Raw genomic sequence first — 22,811 nt, 5'->3', positions numbered from 1 at the left:
CTAATTCAATCTTTTAAATCCGCCGTGGCAAACAGGTCCTTGTAATAAACCCTCAATCTTCATTTCGCCGGATTCACATTTGTGAAGTGTTGCATAAATACCGTCCAATGTATTGAAGTAGCGCTCTAAATGTCTTGGTTCGTGCGCGGTACAGGCATAAAAATGGGTACTGGCCAAAATACCTTTTTTCAACATTTCTTGGGTCACAAATGTTTTATAAGCGGCGGCGTTAGGGCTATTAAAGCCATAAGTGGTCATTGCTGGCAGGCCGTAAACAGTAATATCCAATTGATGTAAAGCGGCTAGGTTTAACCACCCTTTTTGCATAGTACTTCCAGTTTTCGTAATCGTTTCCCAAGATTTTTCCCTTTCCATGACCTTTAATGTGGCAAGGGCTGCGGTGGGACCGATTCGCTCCGTCCAAAAAGTACTGCTTATAAAGGTGTTTTGGGCCGCTTCCATTACTGATTTCTTCCCAACTACCGCGGTTAAAGCATAGCCATTACCTATCGTTTTTCCGAACATCACCATATCGGGTTCAACACCAAATTTTTGAAATATGCCCCCAAAAGTTTCCCTAAACCCCGAGGAACATTCATCAAAGATCAATACGATATTTTTACGACTTGCCAAATCCCTTACTTTCTGTAAAAAATTATCTTCTGGGCCAAAATTTCGCATAACCTCCATTTTAATAACCCCGATATTGTTATTTTCTACAATGTTCATTAATTCATTAAAGTCATTGTAGTGAAAAGGAAATACTGTATTTTTTAGATTTCGAGGCACTCCTTTCGGACTCAGCCCTGGTATTAAATGTCCAGACAGATCATCCCCTCCATTGTGATTAGCGGATAAATACCAATCATGCCAGCCATGATAGCCGCATATTGCAACATTGTCCTTACCCGAGGCTGCACGGGCAATTCTAATAGCAATTGAATTGGCCTCCCCTCCGGTACGTGCAAAACGTACCATATCAGCCCAAGGATTCATTTCAATTAACTTTTCTGCCAAATAGACCTCTTCAGGGCAATTCAAGGTGCTCATATTACCTTTCTTGACCGTTTCCATAACTGCCACATCAACTTCTTCATTCCCATACCCAAGGGTGTTGGTGCCAATTCCCATGATTGACATATCCAATAGTTCATTGCCATCCAAGTCCCAAACTTTACATCCCTTTGATTTTGAAAAATAAGATGGCCAATAATCCGGTAAAAACATTTCCGGTCTTTTGGAAAGCAACATTGTTCCTCCGGGAATCAATGTTTTTGCTTTTATGTATAATTCTTGTCCCTTACCCATGAATTTATCTTGCTTTAATGACTTTAAAAAGCCTTCATTTCTAATAATTTGACCATTAATCTTGTCCAAATCATTTTCGATGATATAATTTGTATATGATAGCCATGATTTTTCAATTCCCAAATCTTCAATTAATATCTTGATCAATTCAAAATCTTTAGGCTCGTCGACCGTCATTCTAATATTAGAAAAATCATGGTCACATGGGTAATTGATCGAATTAAAGAGATTATCACCTTTGTTATCTGCATTGTTTCTAATATATGGGGTTACATGTTCCCGTTCAGAGGAAAGCATTGTATTTTTCCAGGCTATTTTCAAGGCCGAGAATTTAAAAACCTCAACATCTTGGCCATCTGGAAAATGTTCGATTAAACCATTTGAGCCATAATCTTTATTATTTTCTTGAACGAACGTAATCACTTCATCAACCAATACTGGATCTATAAGCGGACAATCTGAGGTTACCCTTACTACCCAATCTGCATTATGATCCTTTACTGCCTGGTAAAAGCGGTCCAATACATCTAGCTCTGATCCCCTGCTGGCCTTAAAACCCCATTTGGTAGCGTTATCGTAAATTATTGTATCTTCTTCTTTACACGTGGTGGCAACGATTATTTCAGAAATTTTCTTACACTTACTTAATCTTTCAAGATGTATCTGAAGCAATGATTTTCCTTCTACCTCTTTTAATACCTTACCAGGTAATCTTGTGCTTCCCAATCGCGCCTGTGTTACCAGAATCGTCTTTAATTCCATAATGAAGGATTTAATAAATTTGTATCTTTTATATGGATGGCGTTTATTTCATCGATAACAACAGGCCCAATTATATAATTTACCGATTCGAGATTTTTTTTTAATTGATGTATCGAATCTACTCCAATCAATACATTATCGATTGTGTGCTGCTGCATACAATAACCCAATGCCAACGCTGAGGTTGCGATCTTATACTTTTTAGAAATATCAGCGATAAGAATTAACTCATTCCTAAGGTTTTTCACCGCTTTATGATGGTCATTGATATCTTTAAAGAACAATCCTTGTAGAAGCGCAGATCTCGTATGAACGGTTTTTCCTTTGGACCTTGCCTTTGCCAAAATTTCTCCTCTAAGATTGGCATTATCCAATAGATTAAAGGGCACCTGTACAATGTCAATTTCCTTATTTAGAATAACCTTTTCAATTTCTTCGTTGGTATATACGGATACACCAATATTTTTTATTTTTTTTTCAAATTTTAATTGCTCCAAAGCGCCGAAGTTATTTTGATTATTTTCAAAGCTCGAAAAGCTATGGAAAAGTAAGGCGTGTAATTGGCCAACTCTTAGCTCATCTAAAAAGCTGGTTACTTTTTTAATGATATCACCTTTTACTTGATTTGGAAGTTTCGTAATTATTTGAAATTTTTTGGACGCATATTTTTTATGAAATTCACCGATTATTTGATGTGCGTTACCGTAGACTTCCGCCGTATCTAAAATTTCAATGCCATTTTCGTAAGCATAATTCAAAATTTCAAGGCTTTCATTTAATGAAACCTTACCCTTTGTATTGTTAATACCGTACGGTAAGCCCATTTGAACCGTACCCAAAATAAGCTTGCTATTATTCATTTTTGGCATGGAGTGACATTCTTAATGAATTGCAACACTTATGGTTGTATATCCCTGTATTTATTTTGACTTCGTCAATGGTGAACCCGATTTTTTCGTAGAGTTTTACAGCAGTACTATTGTCTTCGATAACCCCCAACGTCAATCTTGACAATTTTAATTCTTCAAAGCAATAGTCTATTATTCTTAATGATGCTTCTTTCGCAAATCCTTTACCCCAATTTATTTTATCACCCATTAAAATACCATACTCACCAGAATTTTGCTCAAGGTTTATCGGGTCAATTTTTATGTTGCCAATATGCTTATTTGAATCTTTTAAGTGGATGGCCCAAAAATAGACTCCATTGTTAATATGTTGTTTAACGTATGATGTTAACATTTCTAAGGTTTGTCGCCCCTTAATTTCCAAATACCTATTGACTCCCGGATCATTTAGCCAACTTAGATATGCGGTCGATATGTGGTCCACCGAAAGTCTTTTTAGCAACAGCCGTTCTGAGGTCAAATCAATACAACGCATAAGCTTCACTTCCTTTGTTTGATTAATAAATTTGGTGATTGCCCGAAAACCAACGAGTTATCAGGAATATCTTCATCCTTAATGCAAGTGTCCACACCAATTATCACGTTCTTGCCGATTTTAGAATTACCAAAAATCTTTGAATTGGCGGTCATGGTCACATCGTTTCCGATAATTGGAGAAATATCATTATTACTGCCAACCGTACAGTTCTGCGTGAATTTAAAATTTTCACCATATTTTGCCCTGCCAAGTACCGTTCCTACGGGCTGGTCTAACATAAATATTGTGGGTAATTCCACTTCATAAAACAAATCACAAGAATTCATGATTTTATTTAGGTAATATATTTTATCAGCGAGTCTGCAATGATTTTTTCCTGCTTTATAAACTGAATTAGAAAAAAAATATAAGAAGACCGTATATTGTCCAGAATGAAATGGATTAAAATAGACGCTTCCCGCTTTCGAATAGTACTTGTTCGTATTTCCCAAAAAGCAAATTTCGCAACGCTTAAAAACTAATTCGCTCAACAACTCCATCTGCCTAGTTTCGTCTTTCGAAATAGTAAAAAAGGAAGAAAGCTGATTATTCAGCCCTTGTAAAATTGCTTCTCTAGAGGTTTCAAATAGCATTATAAAAAGAATTGACTTCATGTATTATATAAGCCTGCTCGTCTTCATTTAGTTGTGGAAACATGGGGAGGCTTATACAATGCCTATAATAGTTTTCAGCATAGGGGAAATCACCTACCTTATATCCTAATTCTTGGTAATAAGGCATTAAGTGGCATGGTATATAATGAATTTGGGCATAAATATTTTTACTGCGCAAATGGTTGTAAAGCCTTAGCCTATTCTCGACTTCAACTATATATAAATGATAAGCATGCCCATTAACTATTCCCGACTGTCTTTTTATAAATTTGGCATTTTTGAACGCATCGAAATATTTTAACGCTATTTCTCGTCGTTTTGCTATACCCTCTTTCGCGCGTGATAGTTGACTTAGACCCAAAGCGGCTTGAAAATCGGTTAGCCTATAATTGTATCCAAGGTCTTGCATTTCCATATACCAGCCTGGATAATCTTCTTTACCACCGGCCAAATCGATTGAATTTGTATACAAATCAGTATTTCTGACTATACCGTGGGTACGTAATTGAAGTAGTTTTTGGTATCGTTCTTCATTATTAGTGGTAATCATGCCGCCTTCGCCTGAAGCAATATGCTTGACCGGATGGAAGGAAAAGATAGCTAAATCTGCGAACTGCCCATTACCACAAAATTGTGTGACGTCGTTCACGTCTTGAAATGATCCTCCTGGTGCATGACAGGCATCTTCTATGATCCAAAGGTCGAATTCATCGGCCAGATTTCTTAGATCTTCAAGATTGTTGGCTCTTCCGGCAAAATCGACTGGAACAATTCCTTTGAAAGTTCCTTTGGGTGAATTCTCCAAGAGTAGTCTGACTTTATCGATATCTAATAAATAAGTATTAGGATCGATATCTGAAAAAACAACCTCTCCTCCACAATAACGAATACAATTTGCGGATGCCGCAAAGGTGATCGGCGTTGTAATGACTTTGTCACCCTCATTAATTCCCAAAGCTAGTGCACATAGATGAAGGGCACCCGTACCATTTGAAACAGCCACTGCAAAATTACTACCCACATAATTGGCAAATGCTTTTTCGAATTCAGCTATCCGTGGTCCTTGGGTCAGATAATCTGATTTTAAGGTCTCGACAACAGCTTTAATGTCTTCTTCAGTTATATGTTGTCGCCCGTAGGGTATTGCATTCATTGCTCAACTTTAAAATTTAGATCTACATGTTCTTTAATTAAAGAACGCAACGACTCGACGGTTTCCCATTCTGTATTTGTTCCTGAGTTATATGTAAACCCGTTAGGAACAAGTTCAGCATTGAAGTTGGATATAAAATCTGCAGAATTCCATATGGGTGTTTGTGGAATTATAACAAAGTATTTACCTAAGTTATAAGTAAAGAACGAATCGGAAGAGGTAATCATTTCTTCATGAACTTTTTCTCCAGGTCGAATTCCAATTATTCTGTGTTCACAATTAGGGCCTATCGCCTGAGCCACATCGGTAATTTTATAAGATGGGATTTTGGGAACAAAGATTTCGCCCCCCCAAGCTGTTTTCATCGCATGTAACACCATGTCGACCCCTCCCTGTAAGGAAATATTGAACCTGGTCATTGCGGATAGGGTAATTGGCAAAACTCCCCCGGAACGTTTACTCATGAAAAAAGGAATTACAGATCCGTTAGATCCCATAACGTTACCATATCTAACCACTGAAAATTTAATGTTGTGTTTTCCTCTAATATTATTTGCTGCAACAAATAACTTATCCGAAGTTAATTTGGTTGCACCGTACAAATTAATAGGCGCACAAGCTTTATCCGTCGAAAGTGCAACAACATTTTGAACTCCGGTTTGAAGAGCTGCGTATATAACATTCTCTGCTCCCCCCACGTTCGTTTTCACACATTCGCTCGGGTTATACTCTGCTATATGTACATGTTTCATGGCAGCGGCATGAATGACATAATCAATTCCTTCAAAAGCCCGCACCAATCTTTCCCTGTCTCTCACATCGCCAATAAAAAAACGCATTTGGGGGTATTCGGAAACAGGATACTGTTGCGCCATTTGAAACTGCTTTTGTTCATCTCTGGAAAAAATGACAAGACGTCTCACTTTCGGCCATTTTTTGAAGATGTTGTCCGTCAGTGCTTTCCCTAAAGAACCTGTTCCTCCTGTAATTAATACAGATTTGTTATTGAGCATATTTTTTTAATTAATTTGATGCGATTCAATCATTATTTCTCAGTCTATTTATTGGCTTACTTACAAATTCGTAAACACCTTACCAACATGGATCATGGACTTTAAAACAAGAAATGAATGGCCCTCACTAAATATTTGAACCTATTCTCCGTTCTAACATTGTTTTTTAGCCTATCGAATACGGTAAGTAGCAATAAAAAGCTAATTGCTAAAACCACTAGCATTTGAAAACTTTTGATGTATAATGAGAGTGAGATGAAAAAGACCGATAAACCTAGACTTAAAAAACCCAAAAACACACTGGCTTTAACATGTGACAGTCCAGAATCAATTAAAACATGATGAATGTGGTTCTTATCCGGGGTAAAAGGCCCCTTTTTATTCATTAGACGAACCCCAATTACCCTCAGGGTGTCAAATAAAGGAATAAAAAGTATAGAAACTATGACAAAGAGTTTGTTTTCGGGTATAAAAGACAAAGCGGATAATTCCAACGCATCCAAGGATAAAAATTTGAGCGACAGAAATCCAATACAGAACCCAATGGTCAGGGAACCAGTATCGCCCATAAATATTTTTTTCGTCTTCGATAGGTTATACCTTAGGTAAGCTACTTGCATACCAACTAAGCAAAGACAAAAAATAAAATAAAAATGTAAACCGGCTATAAAGAAAATAAACCCGAAAGTGCTGAAAATCACGATACCTATGGTTGAAGCCAACCCGTCAATTCCGTCAATGAGATTATACGAATTAACGATGGTCAAAATCATTAACGTAATCAAAACATAAGAGACCAAAGGCGATATTTCATTTATTCCTAAAAAGCCATCAAGAGAGGTGATTTGCATACAATTGCAAAACATTATAAAGGAAATGGCTAAAATTTCGCCTCCAATTTTCGCCTTCGGAGTAGATATAATCAAATCGTCCTTTAGGCCCAAAGCAAAGATTATGGTCAGTGCTGCAATTAAATTAATGCCCACACCATCTACGTCCCAAGTATCTAAAAGGTTTAGGGCGAATATCAATGTTAAAAAAAATGCAACACCTGCCATGGTTGGTGTCAAGTTTTTATGCGAACTTCTTTTGTCGGGGTGATCAATCAAATTACGACGTTCAACAATGTATTTGATTTTCGGTATTAAGTACATCACCATGACAAATGATCCAATTAAGGTTGCCAGGGCAGTAAGGTATACGATATTCATAATTTTTTTCATATGGTGTGATATAAATATAGACCTAGGGTACTTGATTATCATTATCTTATGGTATAAACAAACTATACATACAAGGTTTAGTTTCATATAGTTTTATAAAAAATCGATGAAATGCCCATTACTTAGATATTTCATATATCCCAACAACAACGAAGATGTAAATACTTACATCTTCTGTGGTAAGACCAAAGAATGTGTAGTGCTATTTTCGATGAAAAATTCGGTTTGGTAGAGCTAATGTTGAGGTATTTTAGACTTTGTATACTATTGTAACCGTAAAATGAAGTTGCTTTTATTATGTTTTTCTCATTTTAAGGATTGGATATTTCTAAAACCATCAATTATTTTGTTTGATTACGGTCATATACATTAGCAAATAGCACGAGGCGGTGCTTTTAATGTGTTTGATTTGTTGGGGATATCAAGAATGGGAAATACCATTATAAAAGAAAAATAAATGGCACAATGTTTTGAAAAAAACTTTTTTACCTATCATGGAAAATCGGAATACACTGCAATTCTAATCTAGAGTTCGTTTACTTTGCTCGCTAAATTTAGTTTTTCATTGCCCATACTACCAGTACTAATTTCCTTCATTCTTTATTATACTATTTTTTATGAGAAGCACATCGGTAATTAAAACCAACATTGTACTAGAACGAACAGGATAAAGTGATACCTGACCGGATCAATTTGTTACACTACCAAAACCTTAGATGTTTTGACCGGCAACTTCGTTAAGTGAAATTTTAAGCGGTGAGCCCGCAGGGTTTTCTAATTTCAGACTATTAATATCTGCTTTTCGATTGGCTAGTTCGGTACTTATTTCGCGGGCTTTTTCTTCAGTGAGATCATAATTGCGCATAACGTAAATAGCTGCAAGAGTCCCTAATATTGGAAGACCAGAGTAGAAAATTCTCAATCCGGTTACCGCGGTACCTGAATTATCAGCATCTGGAGCAAAACCTACCAATGTCATAATTGCACCGGTCAACAAGCCGGCAATTGCAAAACCGAACTTAACCATCCACCAGTAAATGGCCCCAAAAATACCTTCTCTTCTTTTACCTGTATTCAATTCATCTAAATCACAAACATCGGCAGTCATTGACATCATCAGTGTAAACAGACTTCCAATTCCGAAAGAGAAGAAGGGAAGGGCAAATAAGAACATATATGGTTTTCCAGGTATAAAAAGAAACCAAAGCATGGTATACCCAATGACGGATATTCCTTGAGAAACTAAGAAGGCGTTTTTTTTACCTATTTTTTTAGACATCCCTGTTACAATTGGTATTACTAAAAAAGTCGTACCTAAGGCCCCGATGCACCCAAAAAGAGTGGGCCAAATACCGGCTGCACCTGCATCTCCGTTAAATAAGTAGTAAACGATTATAAAAAAGGAAAAGCTGGCAATTGTATTGAAGGCGTTGAAAATCAAGAATGTTGAAACACAAAGTTTCCGGAATGCTCCAATTTTAAAAGCCTCTTGAAAGCCTTTTACAATTTCCTTTAAACTACTCCCGATGTTCTTCAAATTAAGGGGCCTAAGATTCGTATCATCTTTTGTCGACTTGCTTTTTATAAATAGGGCTGGAATCATGGCCAAAATCGCACAGGCCACACCTACCCAAATAGCCAATGTTCGTGTTGCCGTATCTGCATTGGGAAACCATTCGGGATCATACATCACAACCCAAAACCATGGTGCTATTACCCATGCCCATTGTCCTATCCACTGAGCCACGGCCATAATATTGGTACGTTCATGAAAATCATCGCTCATCTCATAGCCCATAGCCACATACGGTACGCTAAAAACCGTCAACCCTAAATAAAACACGAACGACCAAAGGAGAAAGTAAATGAAATTGAAGTCTATTCCGTCTTCCCTGTACAATTGCCACATTAGAACGAAAGAGATACCCATGATGACGGCACCAATAAACACGTACTGCCTTCTTCTTCCCCAAACCGACCTTGTGTTATCTGAAATAAACCCCATTATAGGGTCAGTTATTGCGTCAAAAACCCTAGGAAGGAAAAATAGGATGCCCCACATCCATCCGGGAAATTTTAAATCTTGAACCAACACAACCATGAAAATTCCGAGAGCTGCAGGAAACATCTGGTTTGCAAGCATTCCTAGCCCGAAAGCGATTTTTTGACTCAAATGCACTTTAGCTATGGCCCTTGTTGCGGTATTTTTCATTTTTAATAATTTTAGATTGTATTCTCGTTAATATATTTCAGGCCTCCTTTGAAGCTCTCGGATGCACCTTATAGGTGCGCACTATGTTCTCCCCTAGGACAGTCAATATTTTCAAACCTTCTCTTAATTCTTTTAAAGTGGACTTTATATCCTGATCTACATTTCCATCTTCCATAAGACTTGGCCGAATATTCATGGTTGTCGAATATTTATTTTGCGCTCAAACCCATACTTTTGTCGCCATGGGCGCTATGCTCTCTTTTGTAGTTCTCCTTTACATGAACAACCAACGTAATCACTATAAAGCAAATAGTTTTTTATTTCCATATGTACTTCCTAATATTTTAATCTTGGCCAGTAATGAATAAAGGGAGACATGAGCCCTTACGTAAATTGTAACGCATCAGGCCAACCCTTGTCTAATTTTTAGGGAAACAAAAATTTTATCAATAGCCCCTGATCTTTTAAAAATCTTATCGCTTATTCGATTATCGAGCGTTAGGCCTTCAAATTCGAGCGTTGGGGCATTATCGAAGAATACTTTTATACCCTCCTTTGTCGCTAATTCATAAATAATGGGAACTTGGCAATAGGTAAAACAAAGGGAGTCTTTACTTAAATAAAGATTCTTTGTTTTGTTATCTATTGCTATATATTCAAAAGTTGTTGGGGTTTTTAAAAACTCCTCTTTTCGCAACAAACAGGGATTAAATTCTAATTTTCCATCGGTTACGACGACACCTAATTCTCCAAATCTGCTGAGAATATCTTCCTTCACCTGCCCAGTCATACCGGGTTGTTGGGCTCCCTTACCTGCGGGCGTATGTGAGTAGGGGTCCGTAGGGAAGGCTCCGTATAATTCTGGAGATTTATGAACACCGATGCCGGCATTTATTTCGTAATAATGGTGTACCAATCCTTCCGTGACCATCTCATTTTCGTTCTTTTTTAAGGCCAGCAAACAAGTCTCCTGAACGCTTAATAGCAATTTTGAAACCATATGCCAATAAATCGAGCCCAAACCTTCATACCCAAAGAAGGTTCCTGATCGGCCAGTAAACGATTTGTGGTCAAAGACCTCTTCAAAAGTATTTAGCAAATGTTCTTTATCCTTTTTTATGAGATCGCCGTACCGTTCTTCGGATAATTGATCTAAAGCACGCTTTACACTATCTGCATTGTTGAAAGTGCCTTTAAAATGGTAGTTCCCCTTTAGATCCCTCTCAACAATTTGAACGTTACCGTCTTCTAAAAGTTTTTGTAAAAGCTTTGATTTATTTATGTATTCACAAGGAATATTATTTTTGTCACAAAATCTTGGGAGTTCTTTATTTGGATATAGTATATAACTGTACTGATCCGGTCTGAAAAGTTTGCTATTTTTTAGTGCGTTCAAAAGTTCTAGGGATGCTTCTCCCGAAAGATACCCTGAACTTAAAACACCGACTTGGCCTTCAAGCATTTCCGGCAGATATGTGATTGAAATTTCAGTATCATTCTCAATGGACATTAAATTATAGGCATGGTATAATTTATCCACCCGTTTGTTCGCTTCGATACTGTGATCTAGGTATTTTGAACTGATTTCAATAAACTGCAACAAATCCGTTTTCGAAATACGCTTATTTGTATTACTAAATCCGTTTTTATAAATGGTATTTCTGTAAGCACTGCCTGCATTGCCCAGCCCATCTAGTACCGATTTTCTATCTGTATCTGATATTTTTCCGGAAAGGATGGTAAAATTCTTAATGAGAGTAGCCGTAACTCTCGTGAAAAAGGTGTGAAGTTCTTCTGAAACCTCATAATTTTCATCTGGAGTATTATGAACTATTTTTTTCAAAAAATTCAAAAATCGTCTTAAGTAGTAGAGGGTAACCATAGAAACACCGTTACCCACTAAGGCGTTGTTGGCATCGTTCCATTCCGGCCTTTGTGTATTCATCCATATACCGCCTTCGGGAATAAAATTCGATAACTTCACCAACACGGGCACCAATAATTTCTCTATTAAATTAGCTTTACATACAGCCTTGGCACCATGTTTAAGCAATGCACCATCGGCACCGATTTTTAAGCGCTCTTGATTGATTTCCGAATCTAATTTCTTGTCAAAAATGAGGGTGTCCTTCGGATTTTTTAGGATCTCCGGGTAACTTTTAATTTTGTAGGGAACATTGGCATATACAAAGATTTTCCGATTGAAATAGGAACCCAGTTTCTGGGGAAAATAACGTTCAATAAATTCCAGGAATTTCAGAAGGTAAATGATTTGGTGATCCCCCCAGTATCCAATATACGACCAAGTATCATCAGGTTCTATGGTTTCCCAATCAAATCCATCTTTTGTAACGCGGTATGGGTTATAGCCATCGAAAGTTGATGCATTGAGAAATTTGTAGATCATACTTTCAATAAACGCCGGATAAGAATGAGCAAGCGCTTCCCAATTCTGAAAAATATCGCGCCAATTTCCTTGATAGTCCAATACTTTTGTGCCATCCTCGGCTTTTATATTTATTGAGAATTTATTCCAAGGTCTACTTGGATCACCATGTCTTCTGCTAAATTTTAAAGGCATATATTCAAACGCGAGTCGCTTGAAATCAGTATCTTCTTGTTGATCGGAGAGTCGTCGTAGATATTGAAGCGCAAAGTGTTCAGGCAGATGTTCCAATACCTCTTTCTTTTGAGTATAAAGCTCTATATTCGCCCCTTTAATATATTTTATGAAATCGGTTTTTTCTATTTGGTAATGATGATCAAAAATGCCACCTCGCATAATATTGAACAGGGTATTGGCAAAGTGTCTGGTATCCCTCAATTTATCGGTCGTTACCTGTAATGAATCGGCAGCCCCGCTAAGCGTTATTAACTGTTTTGAGCCCATCTCAATGTCTGCAAGAACCGACTCAATAAGATTTTCCCCGTTTTTCTTTTTCTCCGAGATCTTACTTATGTCGACCATCGATTGATCAACATCGGCTATTATTAACCAACTTTTTTCAGCTTCGGCCCGTAGTAGTATATCGGTGCTTACAAAATATGCTCCTTTTTCTGCTCTTACAGCTACTTCTTGAGTAATTGGGTTTCCTTTTCTAAAAGCATCTAACTGAAGGGAAGAAATTAAATATCTGCCATTTTCAATTCCAACCGACCAAACCGTAGTCGCTTTTAACGCCTCGCTTGGTTCTGCCCTATCCACAATAATTGCGCTCAACGAATAAATACCAAGTCCAATATCGGCTTCTAATTCGCTTTTTTTATAGGCGTCAACAAGATTGCTATATGCATTTTGCAAATCTGAATGGACACCATAGGGCATAATATTTTGAATCCCGTCCAAGATTTTAATGTGTACCTCTTTTTGCCTTGTATTAATAAGTGTTGACTTTCTTACAAAACCATATTGGTCACTGGAATTCCAATGATATCTATAAACAAGACCTAAATCTTCATTTACTTCTTCAAAAACGACTTTGTTACCATAGCGATTCTTGTATAAGTTTCTATGAATATTGTATATGCCTGCATATTCTTTAGAAAAAGGCTCCCAAATAAAAGTGCGATTTCCAGAACGGATTTGCATCATAGTTTTACTTCCGGTAACATGGGACGATTCCGTAATTTTATCGTCGGTATAATAGGGAAACAGTGGGAAATCTGAATTTTTACGCCCGGCAGTAAGCCCACCGTTACTAGAAATGAACATCCAATGATTTGAATGGCTAATGATACTCATAAAGAAAGGGCGCATGCCATCGTAGTTCGAAATTCGATAATAGTCTTCATTTTCAAACCGTACCAATTGACCACCAATCTCCTTTTGATCAAAAGTTAGTTTTGAATTCCCTAAATAAATATCACTTGTCTTCATTCTTTAATTGTTCGGCCATTTATAATGTTTGAGAAAACGGGATAAAAGTATTTCTTAATACCTGCCCTTTTCTTCTTTGCTATATTGATGCTCATAAGAACCCATACCCTTCACTTTTGTACTGGTACCCAACACGGCAAGAACTGGGCAGAGTATTATTTTATAGGTTGCCAATATTCGTAAAGCGCAAGCAAATTGAACTTATGGAATAGATGAAATTGAGTCGTATTCAATGACCAATAATAGATTATTTGACTTTCTGAAATACCCTTACATAATCAATTTCCATGGTAGCACTGTTGAATTCACTGGCGATATTCCCCCCCAGTGTTCCTCCCATTGCAATATTCAATAGAATAAATTGATTAGCATCAAAAGGCCAGGTAGCACTATTTTTAACAGTTGGGTTGTACGTGTAGAACAGCCTGTCGTCTACATAAAAATCCATTTTATCGGAAGTCCAATCGACGACATAAACATGAAAATCGATGGTGGCATTTTCGATGTTTAAAAATTCTACGTTTACTGTATTCCCATGACTTGCTGGAGTTTGAATAGCACTTGAGACCTTTCCCACATTGTTTCCCACATGTTCCATGATGTCTATTTCTCCACAAGATGGCCAACCTACACTGGTTATATTAGATCCCAAAGTCCAAATTGCTGGCCAAGTACCTCCTCCTGCTGGTAGTTTGGCACGTATTTCAATGCGCCCATAGGTAAATGAAAATTTGGAATTCAAACGGGCCGAGGTGTAATTTTTAGTCGAATTAAAGGCTGTATATTTCTCTTTTTTTGCCACAATTTTTAATGTACCGTTAGACACATAAGCATTATCAACTCTATTTGTATAATGCTGTTGCTCGGCATTAAACCAACTCCCATTATTGGGAGGAACTGTTTCTGAAAACCAATTATCAGTGCTTACAGGACCGTCAGAATCAAACTCATCTGACCATACCATATTAGAGTCTTGGGCTTGCTCTTCCCCTTCAATAACCAATATTTCAATGATATTTGATACACTAATTATATTACCGGTACTTGAATACGCCGAAACCCTTACCGTATATTTATTAATACCGTTTTTCTTAAAAGTGTATTCATATTCTCCGGTTGTGTTTTCCAATTCTGGTCGGTCATCAATTTTTAATCCATAGCGAACCGCATTCTCAGCAAATGCTTTGCACAAGATCATACCAGATCCATCACCGTTTGGGGTATTTTTGTCTGACCCAATTAGCTTTATAGACCAGGTCATATTTGTTGGTACGATATCGTCTTCAATGGGCTCATCGGTCGTATTTGTAGTTGAACACGAGCTCAACATTGCGACGAGTATGAATTCCAATATCCTATTACACCAAAAAAATCCATTGCGCATCTCGGCTTTACTATTTATTTCTATTCTGGTATCATTTCTGGTTTAAAAAGGGGGCATGATATGCGCCCCCTCTAAATAAGAATTCAAAATTATCTATGGTCTACTTATCGTACTATACTTTCTTGTTCCTTTACGAATCTTTTGTTGATATATGTAGACATAATAGGTTTCTACCACCACAAAATTAATTGGCAACAAGCTTAACGGATACATTATCAACATATACATCTACGGCACACCCTTGAATAGGACCACACGCAGACTTCAATTGCAAGGTTATACCCCCTGAGACGTCACTACCTGTCATAACGTTGAAGGAATAGGTACTCCAAGTATCGGTCGGTGGAATTGGACCACCCGTAAGGATTTCGGCTTTGGAAACCCCCTCTGTACCTAGCTCAGAGAAAAATTCTGCAAAAAACACACCGCCATCCCCAGATAGTGTTCCTCGCATGTCGAATGAAACGACGTATTCGGTATTTGGGGTCACCACGCCGACCCCAATATTTGCTTGTTTAACTACCGCGTCAACAGGACCACCACTACCTGCCTCAAAATCTGCTACGAGATTGCCGGAGAAGGTACCACCATTGGCTTGCGTATCGGTGGCCTCGAAAGACGCCCCTGTTATGTTATCTACGAATGTGGTCCAACCGGAAAGGTCTCCCGTTTCGAAATCGCCATTTGTTGTAAACTCGTCTCCGGTACCGGTACCACCACCAGTATCTCCACCACCGTTGTCGCCACCAGTATCTCCACCGCCATTGTCGCTACCATCTGTACCGCTATAACATGCGGGGCCACCATTGGTCCCTACGGCGACATAGACATTGTCAATATTGGCTTCGACAATACATCCCTCGACTGCACCGCATTCTGATTTCAATAAAAGGCTAACTCCGTTTGAAACATCGGGCCCGGTAGTGGTAGTAAAGCTATATCTTGTCCAATTTTCCGTTAAGGGAATTGGCATGGAGTTATTGAGTATATCAGTTTTTGTAACCCCATCGGCGATTGATTCAGAAAATAACTGTGCGATAAAAACACCACCATCCCCAGCTGTTCCGCGTAAATCAAATGAAATGGTAATATTGCTGTTCGGGGTTACTACACCCACACCAATATTAGCTTGTCTGATTACCATTAATTGTGCTGTATCGGAATTGAAACTACCTGAGTACGTATCACATTTAGAAGCGGCATCAGTAACGGTAAAAACCCCACTATTGCCTGCCAGAGATGTTTCCCAACCCGAGCTATCTCCGGTTTCAAAACCGCCATTGGATATCAAATTATTTTCATCGGTTCCATCTCCGCCATCGCCTCCATCACCACCATCTCCGCCATCTTCGCAGTTTTCGGTACACGGATATAAGGTCAGGTCATCTATAAAGTAAGTTTCTACAGTAGCGGTATTCACTTCAAAAAACAAAATGATTAAATCATACTTGCCACTTTCGGTACTTGCCACCGGAAAAGTCAATTCTTCCCAAGCGCTTGCCTGAGTTGTTATAACAGGTATCTCTATAAAGGAACCTGCATCGCTTTGATCTTCTAATTTGATCATAACATTCGTTCCAGCCGTAGGAGACCAAACTTTCATTGTAAGGCCGCCATTTGCATTGAAATCTAATTTCGTGTCTAGTTCAATCTGATTATTTGCAAAAGGATTAGCGCTTGTTCTATCTATTTTACCCACTTTACATGAACCGTTTACGTCAATATCGATATCAGGGTTGTCAATCCAGGTCAAACCGGCATCAAATGAGCCAATGCTAGCCGTAGGGTCAGTTTGAAAAGTCAAATTAAGATCTGTTGCATTTAGCGATTGGGCCGTTTCTTCAGTACAGGTCACATCACCGCCGTCCCCATCGTCTCCACCATCAGTTACAGTTACGATAATTTCATCTTCAAAGGTATCCGAGGCCCCAGCCTCATTTGAGGCCTTTAAGCTAACCGTATATGTGCCTTCGGTAAAGATTTTAATGGGATTAACCTCCGTAGATGTATTTCCATCTCCAAAACTCCATGAATAGGTCTTGGCATTTGTAGAGGTATTCTTAAAGGTTGCCGCACCTGTATCTTGGTTGAGGGTAACGGTAAATCCGGCAACCACCTTCGGTAGCTCTGCAGCCCCGTCATCACTGCTACACCCAAGGAAAAAAACGCCTAAAATTAGTAATGACATTTTCCTTAATTGACTTAATAATTTTTTCATAGTACTCTTCTTTAGTTTAAGTTATCATTCTTGTAGACCCTCACATAATCTACTAACATACTCTGAGGAAACATTGTCTCGTTGTTTGGTGAGCCCACAAAAGAGCCCCCTACGGCAACGTTCAATAAAATATAAAAGGGTTGGTCAAAGACCCATTCGCCGGTAACATCGCCCGGTGTAATTTGATTATACAAGACATTATCTACATAGAAATTAATATAGTCCGGGGCCCATTCGATACCGAATATGTGAAAACCGGTATCAAAACGATCGTTAGGTAATGTGTAAGTCTTAGTAATGGCTTCGGCAGCTGAGTATCCAGGCCCGTGAACCGATCCCGATATTTTGGTGGGTTCCTGACCTCGATATTCCATAATATCAATTTCACCTATTTGGGGCCATTCTTCCTGCTTGTCGGCACCAAGCAGCCAAAATGCAGGCCATATACCTTGTCCATAAGGTAATTGAATCCGAGCTTCGAAACGCCCATAGGCCTGCTCAAATAATCCTTTCGTCAACAGTCTGGCCGAGGTGTACGGCGAACCATTAAACGATTCTTCTTTTGCCGTAATTACAAGTACACCGTTTTCTACTTTCACATTATCACTACGGTCGGTATAATACTGCAATTCATTGTTTCCCCAACCGTTTGTATCAGTTCCAATATTATAAGTCCAAATTGAGTTATCAGGAACCCCATCGGCATCAAACTCATCTTGCATCACTAGTTCTGTGAACTGAGCAACCGTTTGTGTATCGTCATTGGAACAACTTACGATTGTTAGCAGTATCGACACCAAAAAAGCATATTTAAATAAGAGTGTTTGCATTCTTTTTTTCTGTTTATCCGATTCAGCTATCTATTTTATTTTGAGATCGAACTATTCATTAAAGAAATAGATGTTGTCTACATAAAAATTGGACAACGGTGAACCGTTAATATTCTCATATATGATCTGTCCAATTCTATTTTTGTTTGTCAACGTAATCGAGATATCGAAACTGTTCCATGTGCCTTGCACAAAATCCGAGCTTACAAAGAAAATTTGCTGAATCTCATCGTCTCCACCTCCATCAGCGCCATCAGCACCAAAATCTTTAAGCGTAATCAATAAATTAACTGCAGGATCTATTGTACCGGGAATAAAAATGTCGACGTGAAAATTGGGTTTTGAAGTTGCGTCTACGGTTGGATTACTAAACTGGTTACCCACAAAATTGAAATTGGTATAATTCAGAATATGATCTCCATCGATCGAAAAGTCATCCGATTCCGTGGTTTGAAAGGGCTCCCAAAAACCGTTGTAAAAGTCTACAGGTACATTATCGTACGCATCGCTAAATATGGAAATGACATCACTTTCGGCCCTAGAAGGTGTTGGAGCAAAATCAAAACTCCCGGAAACATTGAGTGTCAACGAACCATTTGCCAAAATACCGCCTAAGCTAGCGGTAATCTTTGCGGTTCCGGTTCCCAAAATGTAGACCAAGCCAGATTCACTTACTTGCGCGACATTCACATCCGAAGAATTAAAATCAAAGTATGCCGGAGCCGCAGAGACGGTTTCATTAAGGCCTGATGCCATATTAAACGTCTGTGTAAGTCCACTCAAGGCGGTTTGATCATTTAGAAAACCTTGACGCACTTCGTCCTTACCGTTTAAAATAGCCGGTCTAGGTTGTGCAATGGTCCCTAATTGCTCATATTTCAGTTCATCGATCCAGATGGTATACCCATTTTCATTCTCTGGCCCTTCAGCGTACCAAAACAGGCCCTTTTCCAAAGTAAGTTTCTCTGGATTCGGAATAGGAATAATATACTTTGTCCAAGCTGTACTGATTCTAAGATTCGATTTGGTTACGAGGTATTTATTTTCACCGAAGTCGTTTCCCAAGCCTATTTCATTAATGGTGCCGGCCTGTGAGGCTTTGGCCCAAAATGTCAATGCATCAAAACCCGTAAGGTTCCGACCTGTTTGATCCGGAAAAATGGCTCCTGCATATGCGCCCCCTGGATCGCCAAAGTTGGGTACATCAAGGCGCATCGATGAGGTACCTGAATATTTTACTTCAGTATCAACATCAAAGGCGTCGAATTTTGAGCCCGCAAATGGAAAATACTGCAAGCCCCCACTAAAACCATCTATAAAAATCTCAGGATTGTTAGGAAAAGTTGCAAATTCAACCTCTTCCGAAAGTTCCCGTTCACAGCTTAATGCAACTGCAACGATTAAGCTAAGGAGTATTGGGTATTTTGAGTTAAGGAAAAATTCTTTTTTCATCTGTCTATCTATTTATTTCCCAATATTGATATGCACATACGTTCTAATCTCCCATTCATTACCATTATCGAATCCAACGGGGCTAATAATAGGTGCTTCTGCAAATTCGAGTGCTACATTGGGCAAATACCTTGGCGAATATTCGTTTAGAGAACGCCAAGTACCGCGTATTCCAATTTTTGTATTGGGTAGAATAAACCAATCCGGTTTCCCTAATGTGGTCGATAGGTCTAACATCAATTGTACGGGGTAGGTAAGGTTGAAGTCGCGATGATAGTCGAAAGGACCCCAATCATCGATTTTAAAGGAGTGTACAACTTTGATGTTTTTATAAATAACACGAATGTCACCCCCGCCACGCTGAATGAGCCTTTCATCACTTCCATTCGCTTGTCCATTGCCAGCGTAGATATTGGCGATAAGCCCAAGGTCAGTACTTACCTTCGATACTAGGCGTGTATGGGCTTCCCATAAATCCTCTGCGGGTGCAGAATTTGGAAATGCAAATAGTGTACGATTGGCTAAAAAACCAATTGCCGCATCTTGGGCCGTAGGATGGTGGCGATAAACAAATCCGGCACTTATGGCCAATTTTGCATCTTCGGCCCTGTCATTGTCCCATTGATACATCCAGGTAGCAGGTGTGGGATCATAGGTCAGCAAAAGCTCACCGGCAGTTGTTTCCCTATTTGACCTAACCGCAAACGGGTCGTCTTGTATATTTCTCAGTCGACCAGGTGCTTCAACATCATTAGGCATTGCCGCTACAATGGGTTTCTGCCATAAAAAGTTTGGGGCAATTTGGAGTTTACCAAAGGTATAGGTGAACCCAGTAAGAAAGTTAGTCTGGTTTCCGCTACCGGAATCTTTTAATTTCCAACCGGTAAATGTTTGCGTTTGATCTGCACCGCCATTAGCCACCAAACCCATGGCCGCCCCCTGCGCATACCAGTTAAACGCTCCTTTTGAATAGGTTATTTTCGCTTTACCTCCCCAATTGTCACCGACATTTATTTCATCGGTAATTATCGTGTAGTTTCCTGGTTCACCCTGTGCAATTTGAAAACTTCTACCATTGAGAGGCTGACCGCCCCATATACCTCCGATTTCAACACCCAAGTTTCCAATTTCCCTTTTTGCATATATAGTAGCTCTACGTGTTTTTGGTTGTGGAATAAAATTCGAGGTAACTACCTCAGGCGCGTCGGATATATCTTCATGATATACAGCAGCTATATCAAATTGGCCTATTTTTCTGGCATATTTCAAAAGAAAGGCAGGGTTCGCACCCCACCATAGCTGAGGACCGAAAGCGACTTTTAAACCGTTGATCGCTTTTTTGCCATCTAATTCGAAACCACTTATCTCACCATTATAAATATCGAGATTAGGGCCATAATTTGCTTCTCGATAAAGACCGAAAAAATCACCTTCATAGCCCCAATGGTAGTGGCCCGTTCTATAAAACCCCCTTAAGTCGAAATTTTTTGTATTCCAAGAATATTCGGCGCTATATACTTGAACTCTATTCCAGTCCGAAATTTCTAAAGGACCTTCATCCGTAGAAACGCTTCGGGGCCTCGCCCTGTTTTCATAGAATATTTCGTCTATAGGATTGGTAGCCACGTTACCAATAATATTAAAATTTACATTTGCACGCATGTTGGAGGTAGGATTACCCTGAACACCAACGTAGTAGGATTGCATGTGATCAAAGCCAAGCTGATCTGGGTAGGTAGTTTCATTTGGGTCCGGACCATTGGGTGTAGTGATCAAACTACCTCCTGTATTGAAAGTTGTAAATTCGGCCCTTAAATTGCTGATGCTGATTTTATGCGCAGAACCTCCTAGCGCAGCTTTGTCGCCACGTGCTCTCAAGACCGCATCCATTAAGCCGATATTAGTAAAATGATTTTCAACCAAATCAAGCGTTACCCCTTCTGCATATGGATTTAATTGATGTGCCTCTTTAAGTGCATAGTAGGCTGCTCGGGGGTATAAATCATATAGCCCCCTTTCATTTGATGGTCCCTTGGCGCATATGCCGAACCACTCTTCGTTCATATTATTCTCTCCCTCTATGAAGTCTTTTTGATATCCTCCGTTAGACCATGACGCATTGTTGTCATGAATATCAAAATTCTTAGTCTGGTCGAACTTCCACCAACCATCACTAAACTGGAAGGTGAAACCACCAATAGAATTGCCGACTTTGCCCATCCCCGATGCGTTTTCATAAATTTCTTTCCAATTTCCTAACATGTAATAGGCCTGTGCACGTTCATCTTCCCGGTTTTCGATTGCATTGAATGCATCTGCACCAAATTCAGAGAACATCAAAGGTTTGTTCAATTTGTCCTTAACTGTCTTAAAGGCATCCGTAAAAGAAATACCGCGGTACATATTGGTTCCATATATATCAATGTCTATACATTCTTCGGCGATGATATCTATGAAGAGTAAATCTCCGTTACACAAGGCCACAGGTAACGAGCTGTCAATAGACTTTAGTACCTGGGTTGCCTTGTTAAACATCTGGTACATGGCCCTTGCCCGTTGGGTTGATCTTCTTTCTTCAATCGGAATATCCTCAGTTTCCGCACCGTCCCAAAATAGCCCATAGTTATTTTCATTTCCCAACAAGTACATAAGCAACCCGGGGGTGCCCTTATATTTCTTAACCAATTCCGATACCTCCGTTAAAAGTATTTGTTGCGTGTCAGGGTCGGCATAATCTGTATTTGGCACCCATGTGCCTTTGATGGTAAGCCCATAGCGACCAAAGGAGTGGTTGATCATAGTGTATATACCGTAGTTCTCATAGATATACTGAATCCACTTTGGTGGTACCCCTTCATATTGACGTATAGTATTTACACCCATATTCTGTAATAGCCCCATTTCAGCATCTAGGGCCGCTTTGATAATATCATCAGGCTGTTTCCATAAACTGTAATTAACAACACTCGTACCGATAGGGACATAATCCCAATTCATGCCATTAATCATATAGTCTTCTCCATTGACAACCAATTTTGATCCTTCATCATTTTGGCGTACCACAACACTGTTGGATTGGGCCAAAGCCAATGTCATAAAAAACAGAAAAACTAGTGTAAGGGATATGCCTCGATTTGAATTCATTGATAGCTTTTAAGGTTGTTAAACTTATCACCTAAAATTGTGGATTCAATAGAAAATAACCTCAACAACAACGGACATGATAATTAACACAGAGTTTTTTTGTCAAAATACCTGTCCTAGGGCTTTGGTCTAGGGCAAAAGTTGAATTAGTGCATACCAACGATGGGAGCGCTCGGGAGGCTTAATTAATTATAAA

15 protein-coding genes are annotated in these 22,811 nt (G+C 38.9%); all 15 read right to left on the bottom strand.

Going from position 1 to position 22,811, the window contains the following annotated elements; all coding sequences use genetic code 11:
* Window positions 1–2,070 carry an aminotransferase class III-fold pyridoxal phosphate-dependent enzyme gene (locus tag F2B13_RS00605; protein ID WP_149302700.1) on the bottom strand — a complete coding sequence of 690 codons (2,070 nt, stop codon included), beginning with the start codon at window positions 2,068–2,070 and terminating at the stop codon, window positions 1–3.
* Window positions 2,061–2,930, bottom strand: a complete 870-nt coding sequence (locus F2B13_RS00600; RefSeq protein ID WP_198440056.1) for an aldo/keto reductase — start codon at window positions 2,928–2,930, stop codon at window positions 2,061–2,063. Before F2B13_RS00600 ends, F2B13_RS00605 begins: the two co-directional genes overlap by 10 nt.
* A complete protein-coding gene (locus F2B13_RS00595) occupies window positions 2,923–3,453 on the bottom strand; it encodes a GNAT family N-acetyltransferase (RefSeq protein ID WP_149276967.1) in 531 nt (176 codons plus the stop codon). The genes F2B13_RS00600 and F2B13_RS00595 overlap by 8 nt, the downstream gene beginning before the upstream one ends.
* Before the next feature lie 5 nt (window positions 3,454–3,458).
* Entirely contained in the window at window positions 3,459–4,088 is a 630-nt protein-coding gene (locus F2B13_RS00590; RefSeq protein WP_149302694.1) for an LbetaH domain-containing protein, read from the bottom strand.
* A complete protein-coding gene (gene pseC, locus F2B13_RS00585; RefSeq protein ID WP_149302691.1) occupies window positions 4,078–5,262 on the bottom strand; it encodes a UDP-4-amino-4,6-dideoxy-N-acetyl-beta-L-altrosamine transaminase in 1,185 nt (394 codons plus the stop codon). Before pseC ends, F2B13_RS00590 begins: the two co-directional genes overlap by 11 nt.
* On the bottom strand, window positions 5,259–6,275 hold the full coding sequence (gene pseB / locus F2B13_RS00580) for a UDP-N-acetylglucosamine 4,6-dehydratase (inverting) (protein WP_149276964.1): 1,017 nt from the start codon (window positions 6,273–6,275) through the stop codon (window positions 5,259–5,261). The genes pseC and pseB overlap by 4 nt, the downstream gene beginning before the upstream one ends.
* A gap of 101 nt (window positions 6,276–6,376) precedes the next feature.
* Window positions 6,377–7,498 (bottom strand): glycosyltransferase family 4 protein, encoded by a 1,122-nt coding sequence (locus tag F2B13_RS00575; protein ID WP_198439868.1) that lies wholly within the window; start codon window positions 7,496–7,498, stop codon window positions 6,377–6,379.
* Window positions 7,499–8,210: 712 nt separating this feature from the next.
* Window positions 8,211–9,710, bottom strand: a complete 1,500-nt coding sequence (locus F2B13_RS00570; protein WP_149302688.1) for an MFS transporter — start codon at window positions 9,708–9,710, stop codon at window positions 8,211–8,213.
* Between the two features lie 37 nt (window positions 9,711–9,747).
* Complete coding sequence (locus F2B13_RS20330; RefSeq protein WP_198440055.1) at window positions 9,748–9,906, bottom strand: hypothetical protein; 159 nt, start codon at window positions 9,904–9,906, stop codon at window positions 9,748–9,750.
* A gap of 207 nt (window positions 9,907–10,113) precedes the next feature.
* A complete protein-coding gene (locus F2B13_RS00565) occupies window positions 10,114–13,587 on the bottom strand; it encodes a hypothetical protein (protein WP_149302684.1) in 3,474 nt (1,157 codons plus the stop codon).
* 247 nt (window positions 13,588–13,834) lie between these two features.
* Window positions 13,835–14,971, bottom strand: coding sequence for a glycoside hydrolase family 16 protein (locus F2B13_RS00560; RefSeq protein ID WP_149302681.1), 1,137 nt, complete (start codon window positions 14,969–14,971; stop codon window positions 13,835–13,837).
* 184 nt (window positions 14,972–15,155) lie between these two features.
* Entirely contained in the window at window positions 15,156–17,189 is a 2,034-nt protein-coding gene (locus tag F2B13_RS00555; protein WP_149302678.1) for a carbohydrate binding domain-containing protein, read from the bottom strand.
* Window positions 17,190–17,200: 11 nt separating this feature from the next.
* Window positions 17,201–18,019 carry a glycoside hydrolase family 16 protein gene (locus tag F2B13_RS00550; RefSeq protein ID WP_149302675.1) on the bottom strand — a complete coding sequence of 273 codons (819 nt, stop codon included), beginning with the start codon at window positions 18,017–18,019 and terminating at the stop codon, window positions 17,201–17,203.
* Between the two features lie 51 nt (window positions 18,020–18,070).
* Window positions 18,071–19,471 carry a glycosyl hydrolase family 16 gene (locus tag F2B13_RS00545; RefSeq protein WP_232625170.1) on the bottom strand — a complete coding sequence of 467 codons (1,401 nt, stop codon included), beginning with the start codon at window positions 19,469–19,471 and terminating at the stop codon, window positions 18,071–18,073.
* 12 nt (window positions 19,472–19,483) lie between these two features.
* Complete coding sequence (locus tag F2B13_RS00540; protein WP_394348951.1) at window positions 19,484–22,615, bottom strand: glycoside hydrolase family 2 TIM barrel-domain containing protein; 3,132 nt, start codon at window positions 22,613–22,615, stop codon at window positions 19,484–19,486.
* Window positions 22,616–22,811: the final 196 nt, after the last annotated feature.

Origin of the sequence: Pareuzebyella sediminis, assembly GCF_008367235.1 — a bacterium.
GTDB classification, from domain to species: domain Bacteria; phylum Bacteroidota; class Bacteroidia; order Flavobacteriales; family Flavobacteriaceae; genus Pareuzebyella; species Pareuzebyella sediminis.
This window is presented reverse-complemented; position numbering and strand designations above follow the sequence as displayed.